The 25,118-nt window shown below is 51.3% G+C and carries 23 protein-coding genes; 15 read left to right on the plus strand and 8 right to left on the minus strand.

Annotated elements, in window-relative coordinates:
* Nucleotides 1–251 precede the first annotated feature (251 nt).
* The 9 genes from MKY82_RS04360 (at nucleotide 252) to folE (ending at nucleotide 10,733) form a co-directional block, all read left to right on the plus strand.
* A complete protein-coding gene (locus tag MKY82_RS04360; RefSeq protein ID WP_194540899.1) occupies nucleotides 252–2,819 on the plus strand; it encodes a hypothetical protein in 2,568 nt (855 codons plus the stop codon).
* Nucleotides 2,820–2,846: 27 nt separating this feature from the next.
* On the plus strand, nucleotides 2,847–3,614 hold the full coding sequence (locus MKY82_RS04365; RefSeq protein ID WP_339295561.1) for an ABC transporter ATP-binding protein: 768 nt from the start codon (nucleotides 2,847–2,849) through the stop codon (nucleotides 3,612–3,614).
* 68 nt (nucleotides 3,615–3,682) lie between these two features.
* A complete protein-coding gene (locus tag MKY82_RS04370; protein ID WP_233354744.1) occupies nucleotides 3,683–4,960 on the plus strand; it encodes an ABC transporter permease in 1,278 nt (425 codons plus the stop codon).
* A gap of 33 nt (nucleotides 4,961–4,993) precedes the next feature.
* The gene (locus MKY82_RS04375) at nucleotides 4,994–6,082 is read left to right on the plus strand and encodes an efflux RND transporter periplasmic adaptor subunit (RefSeq protein WP_194540902.1); all 1,089 of its coding nucleotides are present in this window, start codon (nucleotides 4,994–4,996) and stop codon (nucleotides 6,080–6,082) included.
* Nucleotides 6,083–6,520: 438 nt separating this feature from the next.
* A complete protein-coding gene (locus MKY82_RS04380; protein ID WP_012819018.1) occupies nucleotides 6,521–6,943 on the plus strand; it encodes a GNAT family N-acetyltransferase in 423 nt (140 codons plus the stop codon).
* Between the two features lie 205 nt (nucleotides 6,944–7,148).
* Nucleotides 7,149–7,751 (plus strand): signal peptidase I, encoded by a 603-nt coding sequence (gene lepB / locus MKY82_RS04385; RefSeq protein WP_339295562.1) that lies wholly within the window; start codon nucleotides 7,149–7,151, stop codon nucleotides 7,749–7,751.
* 43 nt (nucleotides 7,752–7,794) lie between these two features.
* Entirely contained in the window at nucleotides 7,795–9,636 is a 1,842-nt protein-coding gene (queG, locus tag MKY82_RS04390; protein WP_260069321.1) for a tRNA epoxyqueuosine(34) reductase QueG, read from the plus strand.
* Nucleotides 9,637–9,778: 142 nt separating this feature from the next.
* The gene (locus MKY82_RS04395) at nucleotides 9,779–10,015 is read left to right on the plus strand and encodes a YneF family protein (protein ID WP_009594912.1); all 237 of its coding nucleotides are present in this window, start codon (nucleotides 9,779–9,781) and stop codon (nucleotides 10,013–10,015) included.
* Nucleotides 10,016–10,139: 124 nt separating this feature from the next.
* Nucleotides 10,140–10,733, plus strand: coding sequence for a GTP cyclohydrolase I FolE (gene folE, locus MKY82_RS04400; protein WP_071220880.1), 594 nt, complete (start codon nucleotides 10,140–10,142; stop codon nucleotides 10,731–10,733).
* 108 nt (nucleotides 10,734–10,841) lie between these two features.
* On the opposite strand, the gene MKY82_RS04405 is transcribed toward folE, so the two are convergent.
* From MKY82_RS04405 to MKY82_RS04430, 6 genes are all read right to left on the minus strand, one after another.
* A complete protein-coding gene (locus tag MKY82_RS04405) occupies nucleotides 10,842–11,114 on the minus strand; it encodes a hypothetical protein (RefSeq protein WP_194540905.1) in 273 nt (90 codons plus the stop codon).
* A gap of 33 nt (nucleotides 11,115–11,147) precedes the next feature.
* Nucleotides 11,148–12,422: a hypothetical protein gene (locus MKY82_RS04410; RefSeq protein WP_339295563.1), complete on the minus strand. Its 1,275-nt coding sequence runs from the start codon at nucleotides 12,420–12,422 to the stop codon at nucleotides 11,148–11,150.
* A gap of 71 nt (nucleotides 12,423–12,493) precedes the next feature.
* Nucleotides 12,494–12,772 carry a hypothetical protein gene (locus MKY82_RS04415; RefSeq protein WP_071220877.1) on the minus strand — a complete coding sequence of 93 codons (279 nt, stop codon included), beginning with the start codon at nucleotides 12,770–12,772 and terminating at the stop codon, nucleotides 12,494–12,496.
* A 237-nt stretch (nucleotides 12,773–13,009) separates the two neighbouring features.
* Nucleotides 13,010–13,408, minus strand: coding sequence for a hypothetical protein (locus tag MKY82_RS04420; protein WP_220686565.1), 399 nt, complete (start codon nucleotides 13,406–13,408; stop codon nucleotides 13,010–13,012).
* Nucleotides 13,409–13,541: 133 nt separating this feature from the next.
* Entirely contained in the window at nucleotides 13,542–14,717 is a 1,176-nt protein-coding gene (locus MKY82_RS04425) for a Fe-Mn family superoxide dismutase (RefSeq protein WP_220686564.1), read from the minus strand.
* A gap of 132 nt (nucleotides 14,718–14,849) precedes the next feature.
* Nucleotides 14,850–15,842: an alpha/beta fold hydrolase gene (locus MKY82_RS04430; RefSeq protein WP_194540909.1), complete on the minus strand. Its 993-nt coding sequence runs from the start codon at nucleotides 15,840–15,842 to the stop codon at nucleotides 14,850–14,852.
* Nucleotides 15,843–16,063: 221 nt separating this feature from the next.
* Here MKY82_RS04430 and MKY82_RS04435 point away from each other — a divergent pair, with 221 nt between their 5' ends.
* Nucleotides 16,064–16,804, plus strand: a complete 741-nt coding sequence (locus MKY82_RS04435; RefSeq protein WP_339221641.1) for an IclR family transcriptional regulator — start codon at nucleotides 16,064–16,066, stop codon at nucleotides 16,802–16,804.
* Nucleotides 16,805–17,008: 204 nt separating this feature from the next.
* Here the strand turns inward: MKY82_RS04435 and MKY82_RS04440 are convergent, their stop codons facing one another.
* Entirely contained in the window at nucleotides 17,009–17,164 is a 156-nt protein-coding gene (locus MKY82_RS04440; RefSeq protein ID WP_194540911.1) for a hypothetical protein, read from the minus strand.
* 184 nt (nucleotides 17,165–17,348) lie between these two features.
* Nucleotides 17,349–20,066 carry an aconitate hydratase AcnA gene (gene acnA / locus MKY82_RS04445; RefSeq protein ID WP_071220873.1) on the minus strand — a complete coding sequence of 906 codons (2,718 nt, stop codon included), beginning with the start codon at nucleotides 20,064–20,066 and terminating at the stop codon, nucleotides 17,349–17,351.
* Nucleotides 20,067–20,382: 316 nt separating this feature from the next.
* Here acnA and MKY82_RS04450 point away from each other — a divergent pair, with 316 nt between their 5' ends.
* The 5 genes from MKY82_RS04450 to MKY82_RS04470 all read left to right on the plus strand — a co-directional run bounded on the left by MKY82_RS04450 (nucleotide 20,383) and on the right by MKY82_RS04470 (nucleotide 25,087).
* Nucleotides 20,383–21,405, plus strand: a complete 1,023-nt coding sequence (locus MKY82_RS04450) for an amidase domain-containing protein (RefSeq protein WP_339295564.1) — start codon at nucleotides 20,383–20,385, stop codon at nucleotides 21,403–21,405.
* 45 nt (nucleotides 21,406–21,450) lie between these two features.
* On the plus strand, nucleotides 21,451–22,545 hold the full coding sequence (locus tag MKY82_RS04455; protein WP_071220871.1) for a D-alanine--D-alanine ligase: 1,095 nt from the start codon (nucleotides 21,451–21,453) through the stop codon (nucleotides 22,543–22,545).
* Between the two features lie 98 nt (nucleotides 22,546–22,643).
* Nucleotides 22,644–22,961 (plus strand): hypothetical protein, encoded by a 318-nt coding sequence (locus MKY82_RS04460; RefSeq protein WP_006208215.1) that lies wholly within the window; start codon nucleotides 22,644–22,646, stop codon nucleotides 22,959–22,961.
* Nucleotides 22,958–23,959, plus strand: coding sequence for a UV DNA damage repair endonuclease UvsE (gene uvsE, locus MKY82_RS04465; RefSeq protein WP_339295565.1), 1,002 nt, complete (start codon nucleotides 22,958–22,960; stop codon nucleotides 23,957–23,959). Before MKY82_RS04460 ends, uvsE begins: the two co-directional genes overlap by 4 nt.
* A gap of 255 nt (nucleotides 23,960–24,214) precedes the next feature.
* Nucleotides 24,215–25,087: an inositol monophosphatase family protein gene (locus tag MKY82_RS04470; RefSeq protein WP_194540915.1), complete on the plus strand. Its 873-nt coding sequence runs from the start codon at nucleotides 24,215–24,217 to the stop codon at nucleotides 25,085–25,087.
* Nucleotides 25,088–25,118 lie beyond the last annotated feature (31 nt).

The following is a 25,118-nucleotide window of genomic DNA, read 5'->3' on the forward strand; positions in this document are numbered from 1 at the left end:
GGAACAACGTAATATGTAATCCGGCTACACTACATATATTAAACCGTTTTGGGTGATTAAATCAACTTTTATGTTTGAAAAGTCGACAGAGGGCTAATTTCTTGCACGATGGAACGTTGTTTCAGCGCAATGAATATTAATGGAAAACTTTTCTTTGAAATTTGTCGTTATATATATAGTCTTGAACAAATCTATGATTAAACGTCGATATACAAGGGATATGTCGAGGTAGAAAGGGGTCGGTACATAACATGAATAGTACAAAGCTCAGAGTGGCTGCCATTCTGATGGCTGCCATTCTGGCTGCGGCACCGCAAGTGGAAGCTGCAGCATCTAAGACGCAGCCATCGCAAATCACGAAGTCGACTGCGCAGAAGGGTGCAGCGCTCGCCTGGAGCGTGAAACTTGGCAACAACGTCACGGCAAAGCTTGACCATGCCGACATATGGCAGCAAACCGGCACGAATGTGGCGGTATTTACACTGACTTATAAAAACGGAGGGAAAAGCGCAGCGCGCCTGGTATCTTATTTTCCCAAGGTGGTGCTTCCCGGCGGTTCCGTGACGGCAGCCAATCCCATTTCCAAGGATCTTACCAAGAAGAAGGTAGAACCCGGTCAAAGCCTGAGTGTAACCTACTATGCGAAGACCGATAGCAGCTCCTTGTCCGGCATGAAGCTGGTGATGGACGTATGGAATCCGCAGGTCAAAGGCTACCTGCAGCGTGTCGGAACGTACAGGATGCCGGCCAACTATTCAGCAGCCGTACCATCCGGTTCGAGCTCCAAGCTGCAACTGGGCGGCAGTCCGGTTACCGTACAGGCTGAATCACTGGAGATCATCAAGTACGACGGGAAGGTCATCGCCAAAGTCGGGATGTATATGACGAACCATGGCGGAAAGGTATGGAATGACCGCGGGTTCGAACCGTATTTGGTGACGGGAAGTGGCAGTTCATTCCTTCTGCGTCATGAGGCAGGAGCCGAGGGTGTGCCTGTTCAGCCGAAAGAAAAGAAACTGGTTTATTACATAACAGAAGTTCCCTCCTATCTTAAAACGACCGGTTTGCGTTTCTTGTGGACCGAAAACGATGAAACGCTGAAGCTGTCGTTGCCGGTCGCATCCTTCAAGCTGCCTGCGGCAACAGCACCAAAGTGGGATGTCGCGGCTGGCGCGGCCAAGAAGTTGACCATCAAGGGCATTCCGGTCGATGCCAGAATCCGCCAGGCTTCGCTGCGCGCCGCCGGGGGACAGGGCATATGGAATATCGAGATGGCCTTCAAGAACAAAGGGAAAAAATCGGTGGAAATTCCGGCCTACGAGTATGCGATTAAAGCATCCGAAGGCTCCTTCCATCCTTACACTCCGGATAACAAGGCGGGTTTGACACTCCGTCCCGGGGAAGAGAAAACGATGGTGATGGAAATAACACTTCCGCTTGATCTCAAGCAGGACCGGTTGAAGCTGCAAATGATCGGGGCACCTGGCCCTGTCAGCTCATCCAATCCGCCGGCGAGCTCGGGTGAACCGGGCAGTGAGACGACCACCGAGGTCCAGGAGTCATTGACCCTGCCGATTGCATATTTTGCCATCCCTTACCAAACGGAACGCAAATCATCGATCGGCGTGGAGTACGACGCGCAGACGGCCAAAGGATTTGCGTACACGCTGGAATCCATGCAGCGTCTGCCATGGCAGGATCAGGATCTGATCGTTGCGAAGCTGCGTCTGCGGAATACCCAGGAATCCAAATCGCTGCCGCTGCCTGAGCTTAAAGTAAACGTCACAGCGGACGAAAAAACGACGCTGGCCGGTTCGGAGGTTATTGCGGAGGAGCAGGGTTCCCTGATTCCCCCGGGGTCATCAACCGAGGTATATGTCATGGCGCGAATCCCTTATACCAAGGATATCCGTTCGCTCCGCTTCGAGCTGTTTACGCAGCAGGATACAGCCAAAACGTCGTTCCTTACCATGACCACGTCCGGCATGACGCAGTCGATCAGCACCTTGGAGAAAGGGAAGCCGTATACGGTTACCGCGATTGGTAAGCGCGCAGAGGCGCAGGAACGGCGGACGGTCATCTATGAAGGCGTGGACTCCGATATTGTCTATTCCGAGTTCTTGCTGACCAGCAATGAACAGCGCCGCGTTCAAGCAGCAGTGCTGAAGGGGTATTTCCAAAGCACGGATGGCAAGATCTACGAAGCGGAAACCATTCAGCCGGAAGCCTCGCTTCAGCCGGGATCCAAGCAGTCGATCGTCTTTTGGGCCAGAGTGCCGAAGGGGGCTGCAAGCGAACTGGGGCTTGCTCTGGGTACGGCAATGACCGGAAGCAAGCTTGCGGAGACGGGTAAAGACGCTACCGGTGTCATGGGCGTGAAAAAATTGATGCTGAATCCGATCAGACCAGCCGTAAGCTCCGGACTGACGAACCTCGATTGGTATCCTTACCACGTTTCGGTTACGAAAGCGGTAGGACATCTGCAGGAGGGCAGTTCTTCCATTCCGCTGAATATCACGTTTGATGTAAAACGCAGCGAGAGCATCGTTGCGGCCGACTCCGGCCACAAGTTGATTTTAATCATCAAAGACAGCCTCGGACAGACACAGGAGCGTACGCTCACGCCAGGTACCGATATCCAGGTGCCGGGCACCCGATCGGTGTCGATGGAGCTGTCGGATGAGCAATACAAAAAACTTCGCGGCGGTTGGTTTAACTTAACCCTGGTGGACGAATTCCAGAATGAGCGGATCACGCTGGGCAGCCAAAGCTACAATTTGATATTCACGCCTACTGCAGTTCCTGACGAGGAGAGTTAAATTAAGAACCGGAAAGGAATAGCGAACATGTTGCGTTTGGAAAATGTATCGCACAGCTTTAAGAACGGTAACGAAGTGTTAAAGGTGCTCCATAATATCCAGTTCGAAGTCCAGAAGGGGGAGATGATTGCCCTGCTCGGCAGTTCCGGGTCGGGCAAGTCCACGCTGCTCAACTTAATGGCAGGACTGATGAAGCCGACGGAAGGCCATATTTATATTGCCGATCAGGATATTGTCAAATACGGGGAAAACAAGCTTGCTGTCTTCCGGCGCAAGCATATCGGATTTATTTTTCAGGCCTATGAGCTGATCCCGACGCTCACTGTTCGGGAGAACGTGGAGCTTCCACTGGTCTTTCAATCCGTTTCTCCGTCCAAGCGCCGCAAGAAAGCGATGGAGCTGCTGGAGATGACGGGGATCGGCGATAAGGCTTCACTGTACCCGTCCCAGTTGTCAGGCGGACAGCAGCAGCGCGTCAGTATTGCGCGCTCGTTGATTACCGAGCCTTCCGTAATTTTTGCGGACGAGCCGACGGGCAACCTGGACACCAAGACGGAAGAAGAAATTATCCGAATTATGATGGCGCTGAATGAGTCCATGAAAACGACGTTTGTCATCGTTACCCATGAGATGGAAGTCGCTGCTCAAATGAAAAAAACGATTATGCTCCGTGACGGTTATTTGGTTCAGCCGGAGGACTATACAACGCCAGCAGCAGGACAACGGGGGCCAAACGCCCCTTCGTCCCTGTCTGGGGTCCCGGTTCATGCGGAGGAGGCAGGTGAGGTCAGCTGATAATTTTAGACAGCATACGGCTGGCATGGGGACAGATCAAACGCCGTAAAGTGGTGACAGCCCTGTGCATGACCGGTATTTCGATTGGATGCGCGGCTATTATCGTAGCGATCAGCATTGGCAACGGCGCCCAAAATTATTTGGAGACGGAAATTATAGGCGGCATGAAGCTTGACGAAATTACGGTGACTCCGCAGGGCTCAAGCGGGCAAGGGGAAGGCAGCGGCCCCGCGGTCGGAGCAGACCGTGGATTGCTGACAGATGATAAGGTTCAGGTGATTCAGGGCTTTGATCATGTCAAATCCGTTATAGCCACTAAGCAACTCGGGTATTTTAGAGCCATTTCGTCCGACAACCTGATCAACGACGGCTTCAACGTGGTGGCCGTGGACCTGTCAAAGCTCAAAGAGCAGGGTAACAGGTTCAAGGAAGGCGGCCCGCTTGATCAGATCGGTGCTATGGTGCTCAATTACGGGGCAACAACCGGATGGAAGGATGCAGAGACGAGCGAAAGATTGATGAATATGATCAATACTGATCCCAACAATCCGAAGATATGGGAAGAATATCAGATGTATGAGAGCACCGTATCGGAAATGAACGGTAAAAATATTCAGCTGGAGCAGATGGACGGTGACAAGAAACAGCTTAGCCCGCAGCTTTATGTTGGAGGCGTGCTGGACGTGCCTACAGGGAGAGATGCCCAGTTTGCGATCTACGATCGTCAGGCCTATATTTCCTTTGATACGGCGGAATGGCTAACAAATAGTTTGAAACTGCAAAATGGGACAGCTTCGAAACAACGGGTATACGATAGCTTAACCGTCAAAGTGGATGATCTGCAGCATATTAAACCGCTCGAGGAATTGATCTCAAAGCTTGCGCTTAATGCTAGCGACAATCTGGCTATGCGTGATCAGGTCGCTTCCCAATTGGATACATTCAAAGCGATCGCTCTCGGCATCGGCGTATTTATCCTGTTATTGGCCTCGATATCGATCATCGTAGCGATGACGATGTCTACGCATCAGCGCCGCAGACAAATCGGCATCATGAAGGTTCTGGGGGCGAATATGCCGCAAATCCGCAACATGTTCATCGTAGAAGCCAGCCTGCTCGGATTGCTTGGCGGATTGCTTGGCATCGTATTCGCATTTTTGATCATCAAGGGACTAAATTCATTCATTATGGCTTCGGCGGGCATGTCTGGGCTGCAAATTGCGGTTACGCTGGAGACGCTGCCGATCGGCATTGCATTCGCCGTGATGACCGGAATCTTCTCGGGGATCTATCCGGCGATCAGTGCAGCAAGAACGAACGCACTTCTGGCCATCAAGCGGGATTAGGATAATGAGTTTCGGAAAGGAAGCTAAATCGGTATGATAAAAAAAATCATAAAATGGACGGTTATCGTTGCCGTGCTGGGCTTGGTGGGATATTGGGGATATGGACAGGTGAAACCGAAAGAACCCGAGATTCCCATGATGGAAGAGCCGCAGGTCATCTCATTTCCCGTAACCGAGGAAAGCATCGTCTCGACCGTGCAGGTCAAGGGAACGTCCGAATACGGGCGAGAGACCAATGTGTACGCACCTTTTGAAGCGAAAGTGGAGTCTTGGAACGTAGAGAACGGCCAGCAGATCAAGAAAGGCGATGCGCTTTTTAAATTGGAGCAAACGGCCATTCGCCAGCAGCTTCAGCAGAAGGAAGCCGAGCTGCAGAAGCGGAAGCTGGAGCAGGAGCTGAAGGAGTTCACGTTAAATCAAGACCTTGATAACGCCCCGGCGTTAGGAACGGAGGCCGAGCGCCTTAAAATGCTGGCAGACCAGGAAAATGCTCGGCTGAGCAGTCAGCTGGACGAGGTTACCAACGATATTGAACGCCAGACGCTGGCCGACTTGAATGACAGGCTGAAGAAAGCTACATACCTATCACCCGCAACAGGCCTGTTTCTGTTCGATCCGACGCAGCAGCGGCCGCAATCGGTGACGGCGAACCAGTATATCGGCAAAATCGTCGACCTGGATTCTCTTCGATTAGTGGCATATGTCGGGGAAAACGATATATTCAGCATTAAGCAGGACATGGCGGTTGAAGTAAAGCTGCCGTCCATCAAGGATCTAAAGCTGAAGGGAAAGGTGCTGGAAGTGGCCAAATTTGCCGAGACGACGGCTCAGGAGAAGCAAACCTCCCAGACGCCACAGTTTAAGGTGATCATCTCGCTGCCGAAGGAAGATCGTTTGATCGGCGGGCTGACGCTGAACGGAGACATTGTAACCAAACGAAAAGATAAGGCGGTTGTGGTTCCTAAACTTGCCGTTATGACGGACGGAGGCACCTCCTACGTCATGGTGGACAAGGGAGGCGGCCAGATTGAACGGCAGGATATCGAGACCGGCTTGCAGACGCTGGATAAAGTCGAGGTTGTGTCAGGGCTGAAAGTGGGCGACACCGTCGTTCTCCAGTAAATATCATGAACGAAAACACAGCGTTGCTCAAAGGCAAATAGCCTAGAGAACGCTGTTGTTTTTTTACTTGCCTATATCAACGGCAGGACTGGGAAAGTCCGGTTATTTTATTAAAATATAGATCTCAATCAGAAAGAAAAGGATTGGAAATTCATGGGTGTGATTTTAACAGTGAGCTAATGGTTTAACAGCAGGAAACAAACCTGTTATTCAACAAAAATATGGAATATTATCCAGCTAAAAAGATGAAAACGCTTCATATAAAGCGCTTTCAGAAGAAAACTCGTGAATTTACGAGAAAGATGTGGTTTAATGGACAAGGAAAGAGGATTTTCGGGTTTTTTGTAGTAACATAAATGTCAGGTTTGCGTTAACGGAATACTAGATTTTTGTAAACCGGGTAAACCGCATCATGCTAACGAAAAGGGAGATTTTGAAATGCATGTTCGTTCCTTTCAGTTGAGTGACTGTAACCCCGTAACCGAGCTTCTGCAGATTGCTTTATCGGAAGAATGCTACGAAAACACGATGGAGCCCTTCTCCAGACAGCTTGCTTGGGACTCCGATCTGATTATGGTGGCTGAAGAAAACGGTGAAATCGTTGGTGCCTTAATCGGTACGATCGAACGCAATCATGGTTGTTATTACCGCATTGCCATTCATCCCGACTACCGCAGAAAAGGGATTGGCAAAGCATTGATTTCGGCAATGGAACAGCGTTTTCAATCACGGAAAGTCAGTCGGATCATGGTAGCCGGAGACGAGCACAACGCCGCAGCCATGCCATTTTATGAAGCTATGGGATACGGTGCCAGCCAAATCCTGCGGTCGTTCCAGAAGCTCAGTATCCTTGGTCAATAGTAGTCATGACGAGAGCGGTACATACGAGCGGGCGCAAACGGCGGCCTTAAGCTTCGACAGAGATAAGAAACGACATTTTTTCGATATGAAGCATATCTTTCAGCCGTTGCAAATGGGTGGGAGATATGCTTTTCTATTAATGTACCTTTTTTGAAGGTGCCGCCTTTGGTACCCGAAGGCGAAATCGAAGTAAAGTAGGTGTAGCATGGGACAAGTGATTTCTCCGGATTCAACTGAGCAGGGCGAGAACAACGGACCTCAGAATCAACCTGGCAAGAAGAACGGCTGGGCTGCCGAGCTTTGGGATTGGGTAAAGACGATTGCGATTGCATTTGTTATTATGGTGCTTCTAAATATGTTTGTGTTCAACCTTTCTATGGTTAAAGGTGAATCTATGCAGCCGACACTGGTAGCATCGGAGCGGCTGTTTATTAATAAAGTGGTATATCGCTTTGCCGAACCGAGCCATGGCGATGTCATTGTGCTTAAGGACCCGAGCGATGGCCCGGATAAGAAGGAGTTTCTTGTAAAGCGTGTCGTTGGCGTACCTGGGGACACCATTGAGGTAAAGGACCAGAAGCTGTACGTAAACGGAGTTGCACAGCAGGAAGGATATACCGATGTCCCGATCGAGGACCCGGGCTTTGAGCCCATAACCCTGGAAGAGGGCCGCTACTTCGTTATGGGAGATAACCGCCATCTTGGAAAGAGCAAGGACAGCCGCATGTTCGGCAGCGTGAAGGAAAGCGACATCGTGGGCAGGGCTGAATTTATTTTCTGGCCGTTGTCCGAGATCAAAAAGCTGTAGCTGAAAAGACAGAACATCATCCCAGGAAAGGAGGCGCTGGAGAATGACCTACACACTCGGCTCGTATGCTCCTCCGCCTTCGGTATGGGAGGAGCTTAAGCAGGAGCTTAAGACCGTTGCACCGGAGCTTGGCATTGATGATATCGGCTTTGCTTCGGCGGAGCCGTTCGAATCCTTGAAGGGAATATTGCAAAACCATCGGGATAAAGGGTATGAGTCTGGCTTTGAGGAGTCCGATCTGGATAAGCGGGTTACTCCGGCCCTTCCCGGTACGAAGCCGAAGTCCCTGATCGCCATTGCAATAACGTACCACTCCAAGATGGAGAACCCGCCTAAATCAGAGCCTGGCAAGTACAGGGGGATTATGGCGCGGTCTGCATGGGGAAGGGATTATCATCAGGTTCTCCGCGAGGCCATGAGCCGCCTGGAGGAGTACATTAAAGAACGCGTGCCGGATGCGAAGCTTGAAAGTATGGTGGACACGGGCGCGCTTGTTGACCGGGCGGTTTCGCAGCGAGCGGGGATTGGTTTTAGCGCTAAGAACTGCGCCATCATCTCTCCGAAGTTCGGTTCCTGGATATTCCTCGGCGAAATGGTGACCAATATTCCGTTTCCGCCGGATACGCCGGTAACCGAGGACTGCGGGGAGTGCACCAAGTGCATTGACGCTTGCCCAACCGGCGCGCTTGTCGGTCCCGGGCAGCTGAATGCCCAGCGCTGCGTTTCTTTTCTAACCCAGACCAAAGGGTTTCTGGACGAAGAAGCCATGCGCAAGATCGGTAACCGGCTGTACGGCTGTGATACCTGTCAAATTGTTTGTCCGAAGAACCGGGGCAAGAATTGGACTCATCAAGAGGACTTTAAGCCCGATCCTGAAAAAGCTAAGCCGCTGCTCCTGCCCATCCTGGATATGACCAACCGGGAATTCAAGGAGGCATTTGGAGATACTTCGGCCGCTTGGCGCGGCCGAAAGCCGATTCAGCGCAATGCTGTCATCGCGCTTGGCAACTTTAAAGATATTTCAGCCGTACCGAAGCTGAGCGAGGTACTGCTGAAAGACCCGCGTCCGGAGCTGCGGGGAACCGCTGCATGGGCTCTGGGCCGTATTGGAGGCGAAGAAGCGTTGAACAACTTAGAGAAAAGCATGAAATCAGAAGGGGATTCCCAAGTACGAGATATGCTGCAGCAAGCCTTGAATAAACTGAATACACCGAGTGAGAAAGAAGCGCCTGCCGGAGCTGCGGCTGATGCTTCTTCCGCTGGCACTCCTGCTGCGGGTTCCTCTAATGGGGACAAACCGGAACAGGAGAGTCCTGTTATTCAGGGAGTTGAGCCGATGGCCATCCCTGAAGGAGGACCGGAAATGCTGTATTACGATGAACTTCAATCTCCGATTGGACCGCTGACGGTCTGCGCAACGGAGAAGGGATTATGTCTTATTGAATTTGGCAGCTTCTATGTGAAGGAAGCGGTCATCCAGCAGTGGTCACGGACCTGGGCCGGTAACGGCGGCTACCAGCGTGACGAGGCAAGGTTAGCTCCTGCGATCACGCAGTTGAAGCAGTATTTTGCAGGGGAGCTAAAGGCGTTCGACGTACAGCTGGACATGCGCGGAACCTCATTCCAATTGCAGGTGTGGGAAGCGCTGAAGTCCATTCCTTATGGAACGGTGTGTTCCTATAAGGATGTAGCCGAATCCATCGGGCGTCCTAAAGCGGTTCGTGCCGTAGGCGGAGCGAACAACAAGAACCCGGTCCCGATCATCGTGCCATGTCATCGTGTGGTAGGTGCTGACGGAGCTCTCATCGGATATGCCGGCGGGCCGGAGATCAAACGCACTCTGTTAACAATTGAAGGAGCTATGCCAGGCCGAAAAGGGTCGTAAAGGATACAATATCCATGACTAGGGCCGCTCGCTGCCATGTATCCGTTATTTTCATTTGCTGTGGCGAAAAGGACATGCTATGATAGGTTCGTATATGCGCCATTAAATGGTAAATATTAGTATAGTAGAAGGTGGTCAAGTGATGGATATAGTCATTCCGATTATTACATTGATCGTGGGTCTGGTTGGCGGATTTTTTATCGGCGTATTCTATCTCCGCAAGCAATTGGAGAAGATGCAAAACGATCCGCAAATGCTGCAGAAGATGGCAAAACAAATGGGCTATAACATGAACAGCAAGCAAATGCAGCGCGCACAGCAAATGATGAAAAATCAGCCTATGCCGGGTAAAGGGCAAGGCCGTAAACGCAAATCATAATGAAAAAAAGCCCGCTCCCGTCTAAATGAAATGACGGAGGGGCATTTCTATTTAAAAAGGCCGCTAACAGCGGCTATAAGTTAACCGTTTGCTTTTTCTATGGAACGAAAAAGGGGGATGTACCGTGGCGGGTGTAAAGGATTATGTGAACAATAAAGTAGGCGATAACCGGGAGCAGATCGAGTATCATGTAGAGCAAATATTGAAACTGATCGGTGAAGATCCCCAGCGTGAGGGACTCCTTGAGACACCGGCCCGTGTAACGCGGATGTATGAGGAGATCTTTGCGGGATACGAAGTGGATCCCAAGGATGTCCTCGGGGTTACCTTTGACGAGAATCATGAGGAATTGGTTATCGTGAAGGATATCGTATATTACAGCCAGTGCGAGCATCATATGGCTCCGTTCTTTGGCAAAGTCCATATCGGTTATGTCCCTAGCGGCAAAATCGCCGGTTTGAGCAAGCTGGCGCGTCTGGTAGAGGCGGTTACCCGCCGTCTTCAGGTGCAGGAGCGCATCACCTCGCAGATCGCGGACATTATGGTGGAGGCGCTGCAGCCAAACGGCGTGATGGTCGTTGTGGAAGGCGAGCATCTGTGCATGTGCGCGCGCGGTGTGAAGAAGCCGGGCAGCAAAACGGTCACGTCAGCTGTACGCGGTACCTTCCAGAGTGATTCTGCACAGCGTTCAGAATTTCTGTCTTTGATTAAAGACTAAGCAGGATCCAGACAATTGCAAAAGGCTTCGCCCACGGAGGCGAAGCCTTTTTTTGTGCTCAGCAACGAATGTGAGCTCATATGTTAATCGATGCAAGGCAAGGGCTTCTTAAGAGGCCCCATCCACTTGTTTCATATACTGCACATATTGGATGAGTGCTTGTTTTTGCTCCTCGATATCCCGGATGCGGCGGGACATCTCCATGAAGAAGGTTTCAATCTGATCGCGCAGCACATTGGCGGATTGTCCCTTCCAATCCTGCAGACGGGCGTACATGACCCGTGCCTCCTGTTCGTCGGCCCGAATGGCTGCCAGCAGTCCTGACAGCTCGCGTTCGGCCTGAAGCAAATCATCCAGCTCCAGCAGAATCTCTCGACTCATCTCCATCCCTCCCGGTAGTTTTCGTATTGATGTTTACCCGCTGTTGTCTGTCCGTTCAAATAAATCCGCTTTGAATTTAATATACTGAACGATGTCGGTGGTATGCTGCAGATGCCATTGACTCATCGACATGATAGATGTATCCAGCTGCTGGACAATAGGCTGCAGACGTCTGCTGTGGCTGGAGAACATGTATTTGGAGAGACGCTGCCGGATTCCTTGGATTTCGGCATCACTTTGATGGGCGTGTGCTCTCCATTTCTCGGCTACGCTTCGCAGCTCGGCAGGGGTTACCTGGATGGTACCGGAGGAGCCTCCTGCGGAGCCGCCCAGGGCTCCCAGCGAGCCGCCCAAACCTAAGCCCAAATTGCTCAGCGGTCCGCCAAGACCAAACAAGAGATTGCCGTGAGCAGGGATTCTGGGCGAATCGACGGCTTTATCGGTAGAGCCGTCATAAAGACGGTTCGAAATGTAGCCATCCTCGAATCGATAGCGGTCAAGCTGATGATAATTGGGGCCGCCCAGTGTATTATCAATTTTTTCTTTTATACTGAGACCGTCATTGGCGTCTTTATAACTGGAGTCTATGTAATAGGTAGAACCGACATGGCCATCGAAGCCGCCGAGCGCGCCGCTGGCAATAATGTCGCCTGGATGGGCGAAATTAATGATTTGGGAATCGAATTCCCCGTTCTCTGCCTTTCTTCTGGCTTCAGGGGAGAGGCTACCGATGACCGACGGAGCACTGAAGGTGACAGCCGACATGCCCGTATAGGCGGCAGCATATTGCGCGTTGGCTCCCCCTAGGGAGTGACCCGTGAGGGTGAAATCAACACCCTTGTATTTCTCCTTCATTTCCAGCGCATAATCCTCGGCTTGATACAACTGGTTGGTTCCCAATATATCCGTTTTTTTATCGATCTGCCGCGATTGTTCACCGAACCAATCCGTGACATCGTTAATCCCCGTGGCTTCTTTGACTTTGTCTACATGGTCCGCCCAAGGTGGCCGAAATTCCGGGATTTTTCTTTTGATCTCTTCAATACCAATGTCCGCATCGGCCAAATAATCGGGGAGAGCATGGGATAAGTCTTTCCCTGCCTCGGTGCCCCGGTAAGCGATAACGGCCTGATTCGTTTCCTTGTTGTAAAAAGTTACCGCATCAAAGCCTGATATGCTGTTGCTCTTATAGTCCTCAAGGACTTCCCACCCAGGCAAGTCCTCAACGGTATCTTCTTTTTTCAGATCGAGATAAGCCGCTTCTGACATCAATCGGTACGTCTCGTCATCCACTTGCGGTGAACTCAAATATACTCCCTCCTTAACATGACTCAGCAGGATCAGAACCTTTAGTTACAGCCAAAAGGCAGCACAACCCATCACTCGCCCTTAATCGCTTTTCTGAGCTCCGGGTTCATTACGAAATTAGATGTCTCGCCTGTGTTGAAATCAACGGATATTTTAAAGGTTTGTTCCGGATGATCTACTACAAACCCTTCAAGGTTGACCTTGTCCGCTACAATAGAAGGCATCATCTCTTCTTTGGTAATCTCGACATCCAAGTTGTATTTCTCTTTAAAATGCTCAACGGCTGTGGTCTTAGCCTTCGTTATGACTTCGTCCGAGCTGTCGTCTGTATTGGCTTGGTTATTGTTCACTGGCTGGCATCCTCCAACAATTAAAATGATAAGCACAAAAGCAAAAATGAAAACACGTGATTTGAACCTACTGTTCACACTGACCCATCCCTTCAGTGGTGATGTTCTGCTCTTACAGGCATGCTGAATCTTGCAGTACTAGTTTGGAACGCAGCGTTTCTCTTCGTTTCGCCTTAGGCAATGTAGAAGTGGCGCACCAAGCTTACTGTCATATCATAATCCAGCATATGGTAGCGTTCAACCGAATAAATAACCAGATATGTAGTAAAAAAGACCTAACAATAGGCTCGGGTTATTCCTTAGTTTTAATAATCTGTCCAATTCTGGACTCATGACCAAGTGCCCGGTTTCAAGGGTCTTGTAGTTTACAGATAAATTGAAAGTCTGATCGGGATGCCCTATGACAAAACCTCCAACATCAATTTCATCGGCGACATATGTAGGTAATTTATTTTGGCTCGTTATTTGGACCTCCAGATCGTACGTTTCCTTAAAGTATTGAATCGCAGCATTGCTTGCTGCAACGATGGATTCATTGCCATGGCGATTGTCATTGTTGATGGAAGACGGATGGCCGCATCCTACGGATACAAAAAAAGGATGAGTAAGGTAAGCAATCCCGACCCCTTTATCCAATGTGCTCCAGTGTACAGAGAATCACCCCTTTGAATAAGGATAAGCCCTCCTTAAGCTCCATAATGAAGTAAGGAGGGCTATAGACATCATACCCAATATTAACCAATGTGAAGCAACCCAGCAAGGCTTTAAATTAAAAAGGCTTCCATTTCAGCTCACTGGCATGCTTGAAGCGCTCCGCAACCGCTGGCCAGTAGACCACGTTCCACCAATCCTTGATGTAATCCTTGCGTTTGCTTTGATGTTTGAGGTAGTAGGCGTGCTCCCATACATCCAGTGCCAGAAGAGGTACGACGTCCCACTGGGAGAGGTTCTGATGCTTCTCGGCTTGCAGAATTTCCAGTCGATGGCTGCGCGGACTCCAGACGAGGATCGCCCAGCCGCCGCCTTCCACTTTGTCTGCAGCTTCGGAGAAATGCTTTTTAAAGCGATCGAAGTTTCCGAAATCCTTCTTGATCTGCTGGGCAAGCTCCCCGCCCGGTTCCCCACCGCCCTGCGGGTTCATAATGTCCCAGAAGATCGTGTGCAAATAGTGGCCGGCTCCGTGAAAAGCCAGCTCGCGTTCCCAATGCTTCACCAGCTCGAAATCGCCGCTTTTTCTGGCCGCCTCCAGTTTTTTCTCCGCTTTGTTTAAACCGTCGACGTAGCTTTGGTGATGGATATCGTGATGAATCCGCATGGTTTTCTCGTCGATATGAGGCTCCAGCGCATTATATGCGTAAGGCAGCGGAGGAAGGCGATGTCCGCCAATCGGTACGGCCTTGCCGCTGTCTCCCATGCCTTGAATGGACAGATCAGCCTCAGAGCGAGATGGCGGTGGGGAGGAGGCCTCGTGAAGCGTCATGGATTGCACCGGCATCTCCACATCCATAAATCTCTCCAGCGCTCCAGCGGAGTTGAGCGTCTCCAGCGCGTTCAGGAAGTATTCGGACTCCCGAATCACATGGTGCAGCACCGTGCTGGCGAGCGGCACTTTCCGAACAGCCTCACTATGCTCCTTCAAGCCATGCAGTTGGCGGATGAACTCTCTGGATTGCTCGCAGGAAGCGCGCAGCAGCTGTTCGACCTGGGCCAGCACCTGCGGAGAAGGAGGCCCGTCATAACGGAGAATGTGGCGCAGAAGTTCGTCTGCTGCCTTTTCCGTGTCGGAGAACACCACGGCCCATTGATCCAGCATTTTGACATAGTCCGGCTCCAGATCCGGCACAACGGCTTTGATGAGTCCGGTATGCTTCCTTTCCTGATGCTTCCAATAGCGGATCTCTTCGAGTAATCGTACCGGGAGCCTCGCTCCGTAAATAAATAACATGTCCGTTCCCTCCAGTATCAGGTTCACTAAACACACTATATTCACGTGACGGCCTGTATTATGAGGGGGAAATAAAAATACCCCCGCCGCATCAAAGCAGCAGGGGGAAGTGGATCGTATGATCATTAAGCATCAGGATTCATCCGGTGTTTCGAGTTTTCCTAGAAAGGTGGATACTCTGCGCAGATATTCTTTAGGGTGTTCACGGAAGATAAGCTCATGATGCGCATCCTCTACAATCCAGGAATCCGAATCCGTATGGGTTTGGTTGGAAGCAATCTTCTCGGCGATCGGGTAAGGTGCCTTGTCGTCTTTCGTTCCGTGAATGAACAAGGTCGGGAACGGATAATCGTGCTTCTTCACCTCATTGTACGGGATCTGATCCAGGCTGGTGCCATTGAGCACCGGGAAGAGCAGCTCCAGAATCTCCAGGGACGGATGACGAGGAAGATTGATCTGGTTGTGAATGTTGTGGTAAAGCGTGTCCGGCTCCAATAAAAAGGCGCTGTCCAGAATCATGGCATCTACATCCTTGGTCTCAAGCCCTGCCTGCAGCGCCGTACCGGCACCCATGGAGAAGCCCCAGACGACAATTTGCTTCGCGCCGCGCTGCTTCACATGTTCAATGGCCCCGAGAAGCTGGCGTTTCTCTTCCTTGCCCCCGGTTGCCACTTCCTTGCTGGTCTGTGAGGCAAAACCGTAATCAAACATCAGCACATTAAAATTCATGTTGTGCGCGTAATGGGCGATATCGTACATCGGTACCCAGGTTTCCTCCCGGTTAGCGCCGTATCCGTGGCTGAGCACGATGGTTTTGGAGGAGTTCTCGGCCGGGATATACCATCCATTTATATTTCGTTTGCCGTCAATGGAGTGGAACGTGATATTCTCGTAATTCATATCTTTAGCAAGCTTGGGATTGGAGTAGAGCGGAGCAACCGTCGGATTCGACAAAACCCATGCAATATAGGCATGAAGCGCAATAAAACAGAAAACCAGGAAAAAAACGACAGATAATAACAACGCTAATATAATATGCTTTAAACGAACCAAGCCTGTCGACAGCTCGGCTGGCGTGTCATTTAATTGGGAGAGTGGGGCATTACTACCAGTCGTTGTGCTCATAAGTGGCCCCTCCTTACCATATAGTCTGGATTTGTTTCGTTAACATGAAAGAGTTGGAATTATAATAATCGTATGCCCGGATGCCTATAAAGTCAATGCAAATCCATAGATTGTAAGACAACTGTAAAGTCCCTGTCTCGATGGTTTACTTTTGAGAAGAATTCTCATATAATTCTTGTAACCAGGTTTCATAGAATGAAACAGGAGAGGAGCTGGTCGGGATGGAAGACCGTAAATTGACGGTGCGTGCTGTAGAGCGGGCGCTTGATATATTGATGTGTTTTACGAAAGACAGTGAACTTGCCCTCACAGAGATTTCTACCCTTATCGGATTACATAAAAGTACCGTTCATCGGCTGCTAACAACGCTGGAAGACAAAGGATTCGTTGTGCGTAACAAAGAGACGGAGAAATATCGGCTCGGCTTGAAGATATGGGAGCTGTCCATGCATCTGTCTCAAAGCGACGACCCGGCGATTCGCCTTCTGCCCGCGATGGAGGCCTTACGGGATCAGCTTGGGGAAACGGTGAGTTTGTATTTAAGAGACGGTTCGGATCGTCTTCGGATTCAAGCGGTTCAGAGCAACCAGGGCATTCGGCGGGTCGCCCAGGTCGGAGTGCGACTTCCGTTGTCGGTTGGCGCTTCCAGCAAGGTACTGGTGGCCTTTGCGCCACCGGCCGATCAGGAGGAGCTGCTGAATGCGCCGGATTGGCCGGAATCTGTCGACCGGATCGTTTACCGGCAGCAGCTGGCCGAAATACTGGAGAAGGGATACGCGATCAGCATCGAAGAGCGCGAGCCTGGAGCCGCTGCGGTATCGGTACCCATCTTTGACCGGAATGGTCAAGTGGCGGCAGCACTGTCGATGTCAGGGCCAGTCACCCGCCTGTCAGCGGAAACGCTTCGCGAACATGCGCCAATCCTGATGGAGGCGGCACGGGAAATGGGAATGATGATTTAATTCATTCTATTGCGAGAGTGCGGACAGCATCACTATAAGTTATTGAATGACCGGGCGGCCCCATGTGATACAGCTGCCCGGTCATTTTTTATGCGGGGAAAGAGCGCTCGATAACGAGCAAAAAGACCTTACCCATGATCTTGGTGATCGTAGGAACGGTCCTTTTTGCCGTGACGGCATCGCTATGTAACAGGCAAGGCCAGCTTAAGTCAGCTTCGTGTTCTTTTCCTTCATTTTCTGATTAAGGATCTCTTGAAAGGTGAGGGCTTTATCCGTCGTTTCGTCCTTCTTAGGCGCTGCCACCGGCTGCGGCCGTTGGTATTGATATTGGAACGAAGCTAACGTATGTATTTTGATCATAGGTACTTTCCTCCTGGGTATGGATTTTCCGGAAATGTTTTTTACCAATTAACCTTCATGGCGTCATCCGAAACGGAAAATCCAATATTCAGGGAAAAAGTACCGAAAAATAACAAAATCCCCATCATCCATAAGCGGATGATGGGGATTTGTTCCTAAGGCTAAAGCGCCTGTAGGGTGTGTCTTATTGGTTCGATGCGATCATTTGACGCAGTACCGTTTGGAGGATACCTCCATTGTGGTAGTAGTCCACGTCCACCATGCTGTCGAGGCGGGCGATAGCTTGGAACTCGAATTGGGTTCCGTCTTCACGCGTAACGACAACGGTCAATTCCTGACCAGGCTTCACATCGTTGCTGAGGCCCAGAATATCGAATGTCTCGCGGCCGTTCAGACCAAGGCTCTTCCAGCCGTGACCTTCCTGGAACTGGAGCGGAAGCACGCCCATGCCCACAAGGTTGGAGCGGTGAATACGCTCGAAGCTTTCAGCCAGCACGGCTTTGACGCCGAGGAGATACGTACCTTTTGCCGCCCAGTCACGGGAGCTTCCTGTACCGTATTCTTTACCGGCGATAACGACGAGGTTCTGTCCGCCTGCTTGATAATTCATCGAAGCATCATAGATGGACATCACTTCTTCCGTTGGCAGGTAAGTCGTAACGCCGCCTTCCGTCCCTGGAGCTACCTGGTTACGGATCCGGATGTTAGCGAAGGTACCGCGCATCATGACTTCGTGGTTACCCCGGCGGGAGCCGTAGGAATTGAAGTCTTTGCGCTCCACGTTGCGGTCGCTCAGATATTTACCGGCCGGGCTGTTCACTGCAATGTTACCCGCTGGGGAGATATGGTCCGTTGTAACGGAATCGCCCAAGAGAGCCAGCACGCGCGCTTCCTTGATGTCCTGGATGTCGTTCAGGCCGTTGCCCAGGCCTTCAAAGAATGGCGGGTTCTGGATGTAAGTGGATTGATCGTCCCACTCGTACAGTTCGCCTTCAGGAACAGGAATCTTGTTCCAACGCTCATTGGCGGTAAACACATTCTCGTATTTCTCACGGAAAGCGTCAGGGCTAACGGCTTGACCGATCGCTTCGCGGATTTCCGCACTCGTTGGCCAGATGTCTTTCAGATAGACAGGCTCATTGTTCGGATCGTAGCCGATCGGTTCGTTCTGCAGGTCGATGTTCACTGTGCCTGCCAGAGCGTAAGCAACAACCAATGGCGGCGAAGCCAAGTAGTTGGCTTTGACTTGAGCATGCACGCGGCCTTCAAAGTTACGGTTACCCGACAATACGGCGGCTACCGTCATGTCGTTGTCGGCAATCGCTTCGCTCACTTCATCCGGCAATGGACCGGAGTTACCGATACAAGTTGCGCAGCCATAGCCTGCAACATAGAAGCCGAGAGCTTCAAGGTAGTGCAAGAGACCGGACTTCTCGAGGTAGTCGGTTACGACAAGGGAACCTGGGGTCAAGCTGCTCTTCACATAGCCAGGCTTCGTCAGGCCGCGTTCAACGGCTTTCTTCGCCAGGAGACCTGCGCCGAGCATAACGCTTGGGTTGGACGTGTTCGTACAGCTGGTGATGGCTGCGATAACAACGGCACCCGTTCCCATTTCACTGGTAGAGCCGTCTTTATGATTGACTTTAACGGTTTCCGCAATTTTCTCATCGCTGAGGCCGTATCCGCCTTTGTCGATTGGCGTACGGATGATATCGTTAAAGTTCTGTTTCATGTTGGTAAGCTCGATACGGTCTTGCGGACGCTTCGGTCCAGCCAAGCTCGGTACAACCGAAGCGAGATCCAATTCGATCACATCGGAGAACTCAGGGTCCGGCGTATCTGCCGTACGGAACATGTTTTGCGCTTTATAGTAGCTCTCCACGAGCTCAACCTGCTCATCGGTACGGCCCGTATTCCGGAGATAAGCCAAGGTTTCGCTATCAACCGGGAAGAAGCCGATGGTAGCGCCGTATTCCGGAGCCATGTTGGCAACCGTTGCGCGGTCAGCCAGGCTGATGTTAGCAAGACCAGGACCGTAGAATTCTACGAATTTGCCTACAACGCCTTTCTTACGGAGAAGCTCGGTTACTGTGAGGGCAAGGTCGGTCGCTGTTGCGCCTTCCGCCAGGCTGCCCGTCAGCTTGAAGCCGATAACTTCAGGCGTTACAAAATACAGCGGTTGGCCGAGCATGCCGGCTTCCGCCTCGATACCGCCTACGCCCCAGCCCACAACGCCAAGACCGTTGATCATGGTTGTATGGGAGTCCGTACCTACGAGGGAATCAGGGAAGACCAGCGTTTCGCCGTCAACCGTCTTCGTAGCCGCTACGGAAGCAAGGTATTCCAGGTTAACCTGGTGAACGATCCCCGTTCCAGGAGGAACTGCGCGGAAGTTGTTGAATGCCGTTTGAGCCCAGCGGAGGAAGCGGTAACGCTCTTCGTTACGCTCAAATTCAAGCTTCATATTCGTTTCCAGAGCTTGATCGGTACCAAAAGCGTCAACCATGACGGAGTGGTCGATAACGAGGTCGACCGGAACGAGAGGGTTGATCTGTTTAGGGTCGCCGCCGGATTTTTTAACGGTGTCACGCATAGCTGCAAGGTCTACGACAACCGGAACACCGGTGAAGTCCTGCAATACGATACGGGCAGGAATGAACGGAATTTCCTTGTTGTTGTCGCGTCCTTCATTCCACTTGGACAAGAGTTTTACATGATCTTCGGTAATTGCACGTCCGTCGAACTGACGCACGGCTGCTTCCAGCAGCACCCGAATGGAGAAAGGAAGCTTGGATACGCTGCCGTATCCTTGCTCTTCGAGAGCCTGCAGGCTGAAATAACGGTAACTTTTACCGCCCACCTCCAGGTTGCGGGAGATGGAGAATTGATCCTTTGCTGGCATTGATGAACCTCCTTAAGTCATTTCATAAATCGAATAAAGACAGTTTGAGATAAATCCTCTTTCGTTTCACTAGGTGAAACCTAATTTCATAAATTAACTACTTTAAGTATACCGTTTTCAACTCGCTGCGTAAAGCATTTTTTATAGAAGAAACGTATTTCAAAAAGGTGAAAACAAGCCTGTTTTTTACCCGAATACAGTCGCTGTGATCCCGGTGTTTCTGTATTCTCTTGACCGAAGTACATAGCCCGAACATTTTCTTCATATAGTTGTGATAGGGAACAGCGTGAAAGGCAAGGTTAGAGGAGGAGAGTAGATGAACAGTCTGAAGCAAGCAGAGAAGCCTTGGAAGCAAGCTCTATATATTTACGTCAATCAATATAACCAGAATCGCGTGGACTATTCTTCAGGCCTGAAAGAGCAGATTGTAGCGGATCTGAATTTCCTGGTAGAGAGAGGAGAAAGGCAGTTTCGGCTGCAGTCGTGGTATGCGCAGCGGGAGGCAGTGCCGCTTAAGAGCGAGACTCGTGCCCGCCTCCTGCGCATTCTGAGGGAGACGGAGGATGATGTGGTCGCGGACGTGCGGCTTCACAGTGTATTTTATTATGAAAAAAGAGGGATGACGCACCGGGAGGATACGGTTTTTAAAGAGCGGCTGACGCTGATCCGGGACGGGGATGCCTGGTTGATCGTAGGCATCGAACGTCTTCAGGATGAACGCCATCCCCTGCAAAGAGCCGATGTTCCGGCAGCAGGCGCGGATGTGGCTGGTAGAGAGCCGTCCACTCCCTTTATGAATGGACGCGTATACGCCGCCGGCAGCAGCCCGCGGTCCGGCCGTTACGAGCGTGAAGCCGCAGCTGCATATGCCGACCGTTGGTGGGATTCCGGGAATCCGGAGTTTGAGGAATTTGACGTGGATTGCACGAATTATATCTCCCAGTGCCTCTTTGCAGGCAAAGCCCCAATCCACTATACTGGTAAAAGAGAAACGGGATGGTGGTACAAAGGGTACGTAAACCAACGGGAATGGTGGAGCTACAGCTGGGCGGTATCGAACAGCTTTGCGCATTATTTGAACGCCAGTACCTCGGGACTGCGGGCCGAGCGGGTGGAGCGTCCCGAGCAGCTGATGCTGGGGGATGTCATCGTATACGACTGGGATGGTGACGGCGCGTTTCAGCACAGCACCATCGTGACGGCGTTTGACGCGGGCGGTATGCCGCTCGTTAATGCACATACGGTGTCCAGCCGTCATCGCTATTGGGACTATCGGGATTCCTACGCTTGGAATGATAACACCGAATACCGGTTTTACCATATCCCCGATTTTTTTTAAGATGACAGCATGTCGTGCTGCAATACGGACAAGAGAGAGGTTAACATGGGACAGGATAAATTGACGGTAGGTTTAGTATACGGGGGTAAATCCGGCGAGCATGAGGTGTCGCTATCCACGGCATTCGCGGTCATGAACGCTTTTGATTTTGATAAATATGAGATTGTTCCGTTTTATATTTCCAAGCAGGGCAGCTGGAGAATCGGCAGCAAGCTGTCGGCTCCTTTTGCCCAGCTGGAGGAATTGAAGCTGGCTGAAGGGGAAGGCACGCAAACCGCGCTGAACGCCGTGTTCAGCAGATTGTATGGCCAAGAGAGTCAGGCGGTGGATATTATGTTCCCGCTGCTTCACGGGACGTTCGGTGAGGACGGAACGATTCAGGGACTGTTCGAAATGGCGGACATTCCTTATGTGGGAACCGGCGTGCTTGCGTCGGCAGCGGGGATGGATAAAGTCGTGATGAAGAAGCTCTTCGCACAAGCAGGGCTGCCGCAATGTGAGTACTGTTATTTCAATCGTACCCAGTGGGAGCGGAGCCAGCATGAAGTGCTGAAGGATATCGAGGACAAACTCGGTTACCCGAGCTTCGTCAAGCCGGCCAACCTGGGTTCAAGCGTCGGGATATCCAAGGCTAAGAACCGGGAGCAGCTTAAGGCGGCGATTGAATCCGCGCTCCGGTTCGATGACAAGATCATCGTAGAAGAGTTCGTGGATGCGCGCGAAGTGGAGGTCAGCGTGCTCGGCAATGATGAGCCGATGGCATCCGTTCCGGGTGAAATTGTCTCTTCCAGTGAATACTACGACTATGCGGCCAAATATACGGATGGACAATCACAGATGCAAATTCCGGCCGAAATCGAGCCGGATACGGCTGATCGTCTGCGCGACCTCGCCATTACCGCGTTCAAAGCGATTGAAGGCGGCGGCATTACTCGGGCCGACTTCTTTGTCCGCCGTTCGGACGGCGCGATTCTGATCAATGAAGTGAACACGATGCCTGGCTTCACGCCGTTCAGCATGTACCCGCTCTTGTGGCGGGAAACGGGCGTGTCCTACCGCGAGCTGCTTGACCGGATGATCGAGCTGGGTCTTGAGCGGTACAACCGCAAGCAATCCCTGATTTATGAGAACCAGGCGTAAGCCGTCACAATAGGATATGAAATACCAGGGGGAGTCCGCGCTATTTAATACGGCTCCCCTTGAGTCTAATATTATGGGATGAAAGGAAGATACGTATTATGGGATTTCAAACCGAATTCAATTCCGTTTGTAAGTTTAAGAGTGAGCAGGAGCTCTATGAGCTGCTGGAATACGGCCGCGGTAAAATGCTGAAGGACGGGCTCCGGGTATTTCCGACAGGACAGAAGGTTATTGCTTATACGCCGGATAATCAGGCGGTGGCCATCGTCCTGATCACTGCATGCGTATCGGAGATTAACTTCCAGGGCCGCGAGGTCACTTCGGTCGAACTGCAGCTGATCCGCAAATTGACGGATGAGGAAGCACGCGTACAAACAGCGCTGGCTCACGAAATGTTCTTTGGAGATCATGCATGATTGTCCGTTTCGGTTATGTAGCCATGTCCACGGTCGTGCAGAATGCTTCTCCTTCCAAGACGATGACCATGAAGAGTTTTATGAAGCTGAATGACCGTGAGGCCGGCTTACACAAACTGGAGCGGATCGCGAATGAGAATCTACATAATACCCTTCGGCTTCTAAAGCATAATGCGGCTCACGATATCAAGGTGTACCGCTTCTCGTCCAAACTGATTCCGCTGGCCACGCATCATGATATGCAGGATTGGAATCCGTTCCCGGCTTTGCGGGAAGGCTTTCAGGCCATTGGGGAATTCGTGAAAAAGCACGGAATGCGGGTCTCCTTTCATCCGGATCATTTCACGGTGCTGAGCACGCCGCGTCCCGAAGTGCTGGCCAATTCGATCCGTGATCTGGAGTCGCACGTCCATATGCTGCGGGCGATGGAGCTGCCTGCTTCGATGAAGAACAACATCCACATCGGGGGAGCTTATGGGGACAAGCCCTCGGCAGCGGCGCGATTCGTTGAACATTTTCATGAGCTTGCGCCGCACATCAAGGAACGATTGACCCTTGAAAATGACGATAAAACCTTTACCGCCCAGGAAACGTTGGCCGTATGCAAGCAGACCGGGCTGCCGATGGTACTGGACATTCATCACCAGTGGGTCAATAACGATGGCGAGGCACCCTGGGAGCTGTGGCCGGATATCCTTCGCACCTGGGAGACGCCGCTTGCGCAGGCCGATTCGGACCGGGCGCAGCCGCTCCCGCCCAAGATTCACGTATCCAGTCCCAAGAGCCCTACCGATATCCGCAGCCATGCGGATGGGGTGGATGTCGTGCCATTGCTGGCGTTTTTACGGAATATTGCGGGGGCTACGCCGAAGGTGGACGTCATGATTGAAGCGAAGATGAAGGACGGCGCCTTGTTTGATCTGATGAAGGATTTGGGAGATTATACGGAAGAGGGCGTAACCATTCTCGACGGTGCTTCCATCGAAGTAAACCCATAACCGGGTAAGATGAGATTGTTAACACTTGCAAGTTGATGGATTTTGGGTTACGTTGGAAGTATCCAAACAGAGATTCCCCTTAACACATGACATCGGATAAAAAAGTTCGTTCTCGCCAAGCATTCAGGTGCACAGCATAGGACGGACTTTTATTGAAATAGGCGGAATTTTCGCATGGTTGCCCTTTCGATTACCGCCATGACTGAATAGGATGTAGGGATTGTCAAAAATCACTAGATTTATATAGAAAGTAGAGTGAATGCTTTGAACGAGAATGAAAAGATTCCTTATGTTGTCAGCAGTAAGAGCTACACCGCCGTTGCGATTAATTGCGCCGCCAAAGCGGGAGAGTGGATTAAGAGCAAACTCGGTACCGTCAAGCAGTTGAGCACCAAGTCTTCGGCACAGGATATCGTAACCGAGGTGGACAAAGGCGCGGAGCAGATGATCCGCAAGCTGATTTTGACGCACTTTCCGGATCATGCGATCCTCGGAGAAGAAGGGGTTGCCCCGGGTAGCGATGCCTACAATAAGGCACTCGAGGACGCCAAGGACGAAGAGTATCTCTGGATTATTGACCCTGTGGACGGAACGACGAACTATGTTCATGGATTTCCGTTTTACTCCGTGTCGATTGCACTGGCTCATCATGGAGAAGTCATTGTCGGCGTTATTTACGACCCTTCCCGGGACGAGTTGTTTGTTGCGGAAAAAGGAAAAGGAGCCTACGTTCACGGCAACCCTACCTATGTTTCCAAGGAAGATCAATTGTCGGACAGCTTGCTGGCCACGGGCTTCCCGCTGGACAGCACGGTCAACCTGCCGCTGAATATGGCGGAGCTGCAGGCGCTGCTGCCGATGGTCCGCAATGTAAGAGCAGGCGGCTCCGCTGCGCTTCATCTTGCTTATGTGGCTGCCGGCCGCCTCAGCGGATACTGGGAGCACGGCTTGAGCGCTTGGGATGTTGCTGCAGGCGCACTATTGGTTCAGGAATCCGGCGGTAAAGTAACCGATACGGAAGGAAAGCCATATGATCTGTCGGTGCGTCATTTGGCGGCAACCAACGGGCTGATTCATCAGCGTTTTCTGGATACACTAAAAGACGCCGGCGAAGCTTTGGTTCGCTAAACGGCCAGGGACGACAGAGAAATGCAGGTCA

The sequence above is a fragment of the Paenibacillus sp. FSL W7-1279 genome (genome assembly GCF_037969845.1).
GTDB lineage: Bacteria > Bacillota > Bacilli > Paenibacillales > Paenibacillaceae > Paenibacillus_AQ.

What these genes read in the sequence shown, in the direction of transcription:
- MKY82_RS04360 (WP_194540899.1), top strand. Translation starts at nt 252, where the DNA reads ATGAATAGTACAAAGCTCAGAGTGGCTGCCATTCTGATGGCTGCCATT.
- MKY82_RS04365 (WP_339295561.1), top strand. Translation starts at nt 2,847, where the DNA reads ATGTTGCGTTTGGAAAATGTATCGCACAGCTTTAAGAACGGTAACGAA.
- MKY82_RS04370 (WP_233354744.1), top strand. Translation starts at nt 3,683, where the DNA reads ATGACCGGTATTTCGATTGGATGCGCGGCTATTATCGTAGCGATCAGC.
- MKY82_RS04375 (WP_194540902.1), top strand. Translation starts at nt 4,994, where the DNA reads ATGATAAAAAAAATCATAAAATGGACGGTTATCGTTGCCGTGCTGGGC.
- MKY82_RS04380 (WP_012819018.1), top strand. Translation starts at nt 6,521, where the DNA reads ATGCATGTTCGTTCCTTTCAGTTGAGTGACTGTAACCCCGTAACCGAG.
- lepB (WP_339295562.1), top strand. Translation starts at nt 7,149, where the DNA reads ATGGGACAAGTGATTTCTCCGGATTCAACTGAGCAGGGCGAGAACAAC.
- queG (WP_260069321.1), top strand. Translation starts at nt 7,795, where the DNA reads ATGACCTACACACTCGGCTCGTATGCTCCTCCGCCTTCGGTATGGGAG.
- MKY82_RS04395 (WP_009594912.1), top strand. Translation starts at nt 9,779, where the DNA reads ATGGATATAGTCATTCCGATTATTACATTGATCGTGGGTCTGGTTGGC.
- MKY82_RS04405 (WP_194540905.1), bottom strand. Translation starts at nt 11,114, where the DNA reads ATGAGTCGAGAGATTCTGCTGGAGCTGGATGATTTGCTTCAGGCCGAA.
- MKY82_RS04425 (WP_220686564.1), bottom strand. Translation starts at nt 14,717, where the DNA reads ATGTTATTTATTTACGGAGCGAGGCTCCCGGTACGATTACTCGAAGAG.
- MKY82_RS04430 (WP_194540909.1), bottom strand. Translation starts at nt 15,842, where the DNA reads ATGAGCACAACGACTGGTAGTAATGCCCCACTCTCCCAATTAAATGAC.
- MKY82_RS04435 (WP_339221641.1), top strand. Translation starts at nt 16,064, where the DNA reads ATGGAAGACCGTAAATTGACGGTGCGTGCTGTAGAGCGGGCGCTTGAT.
- MKY82_RS04440 (WP_194540911.1), bottom strand. Translation starts at nt 17,164, where the DNA reads ATGATCAAAATACATACGTTAGCTTCGTTCCAATATCAATACCAACGG.
- acnA (WP_071220873.1), bottom strand. Translation starts at nt 20,066, where the DNA reads ATGCCAGCAAAGGATCAATTCTCCATCTCCCGCAACCTGGAGGTGGGC.
- MKY82_RS04450 (WP_339295564.1), top strand. Translation starts at nt 20,383, where the DNA reads ATGAACAGTCTGAAGCAAGCAGAGAAGCCTTGGAAGCAAGCTCTATAT.
- MKY82_RS04455 (WP_071220871.1), top strand. Translation starts at nt 21,451, where the DNA reads ATGGGACAGGATAAATTGACGGTAGGTTTAGTATACGGGGGTAAATCC.
- MKY82_RS04460 (WP_006208215.1), top strand. Translation starts at nt 22,644, where the DNA reads ATGGGATTTCAAACCGAATTCAATTCCGTTTGTAAGTTTAAGAGTGAG.
- uvsE (WP_339295565.1), top strand. Translation starts at nt 22,958, where the DNA reads ATGATTGTCCGTTTCGGTTATGTAGCCATGTCCACGGTCGTGCAGAAT.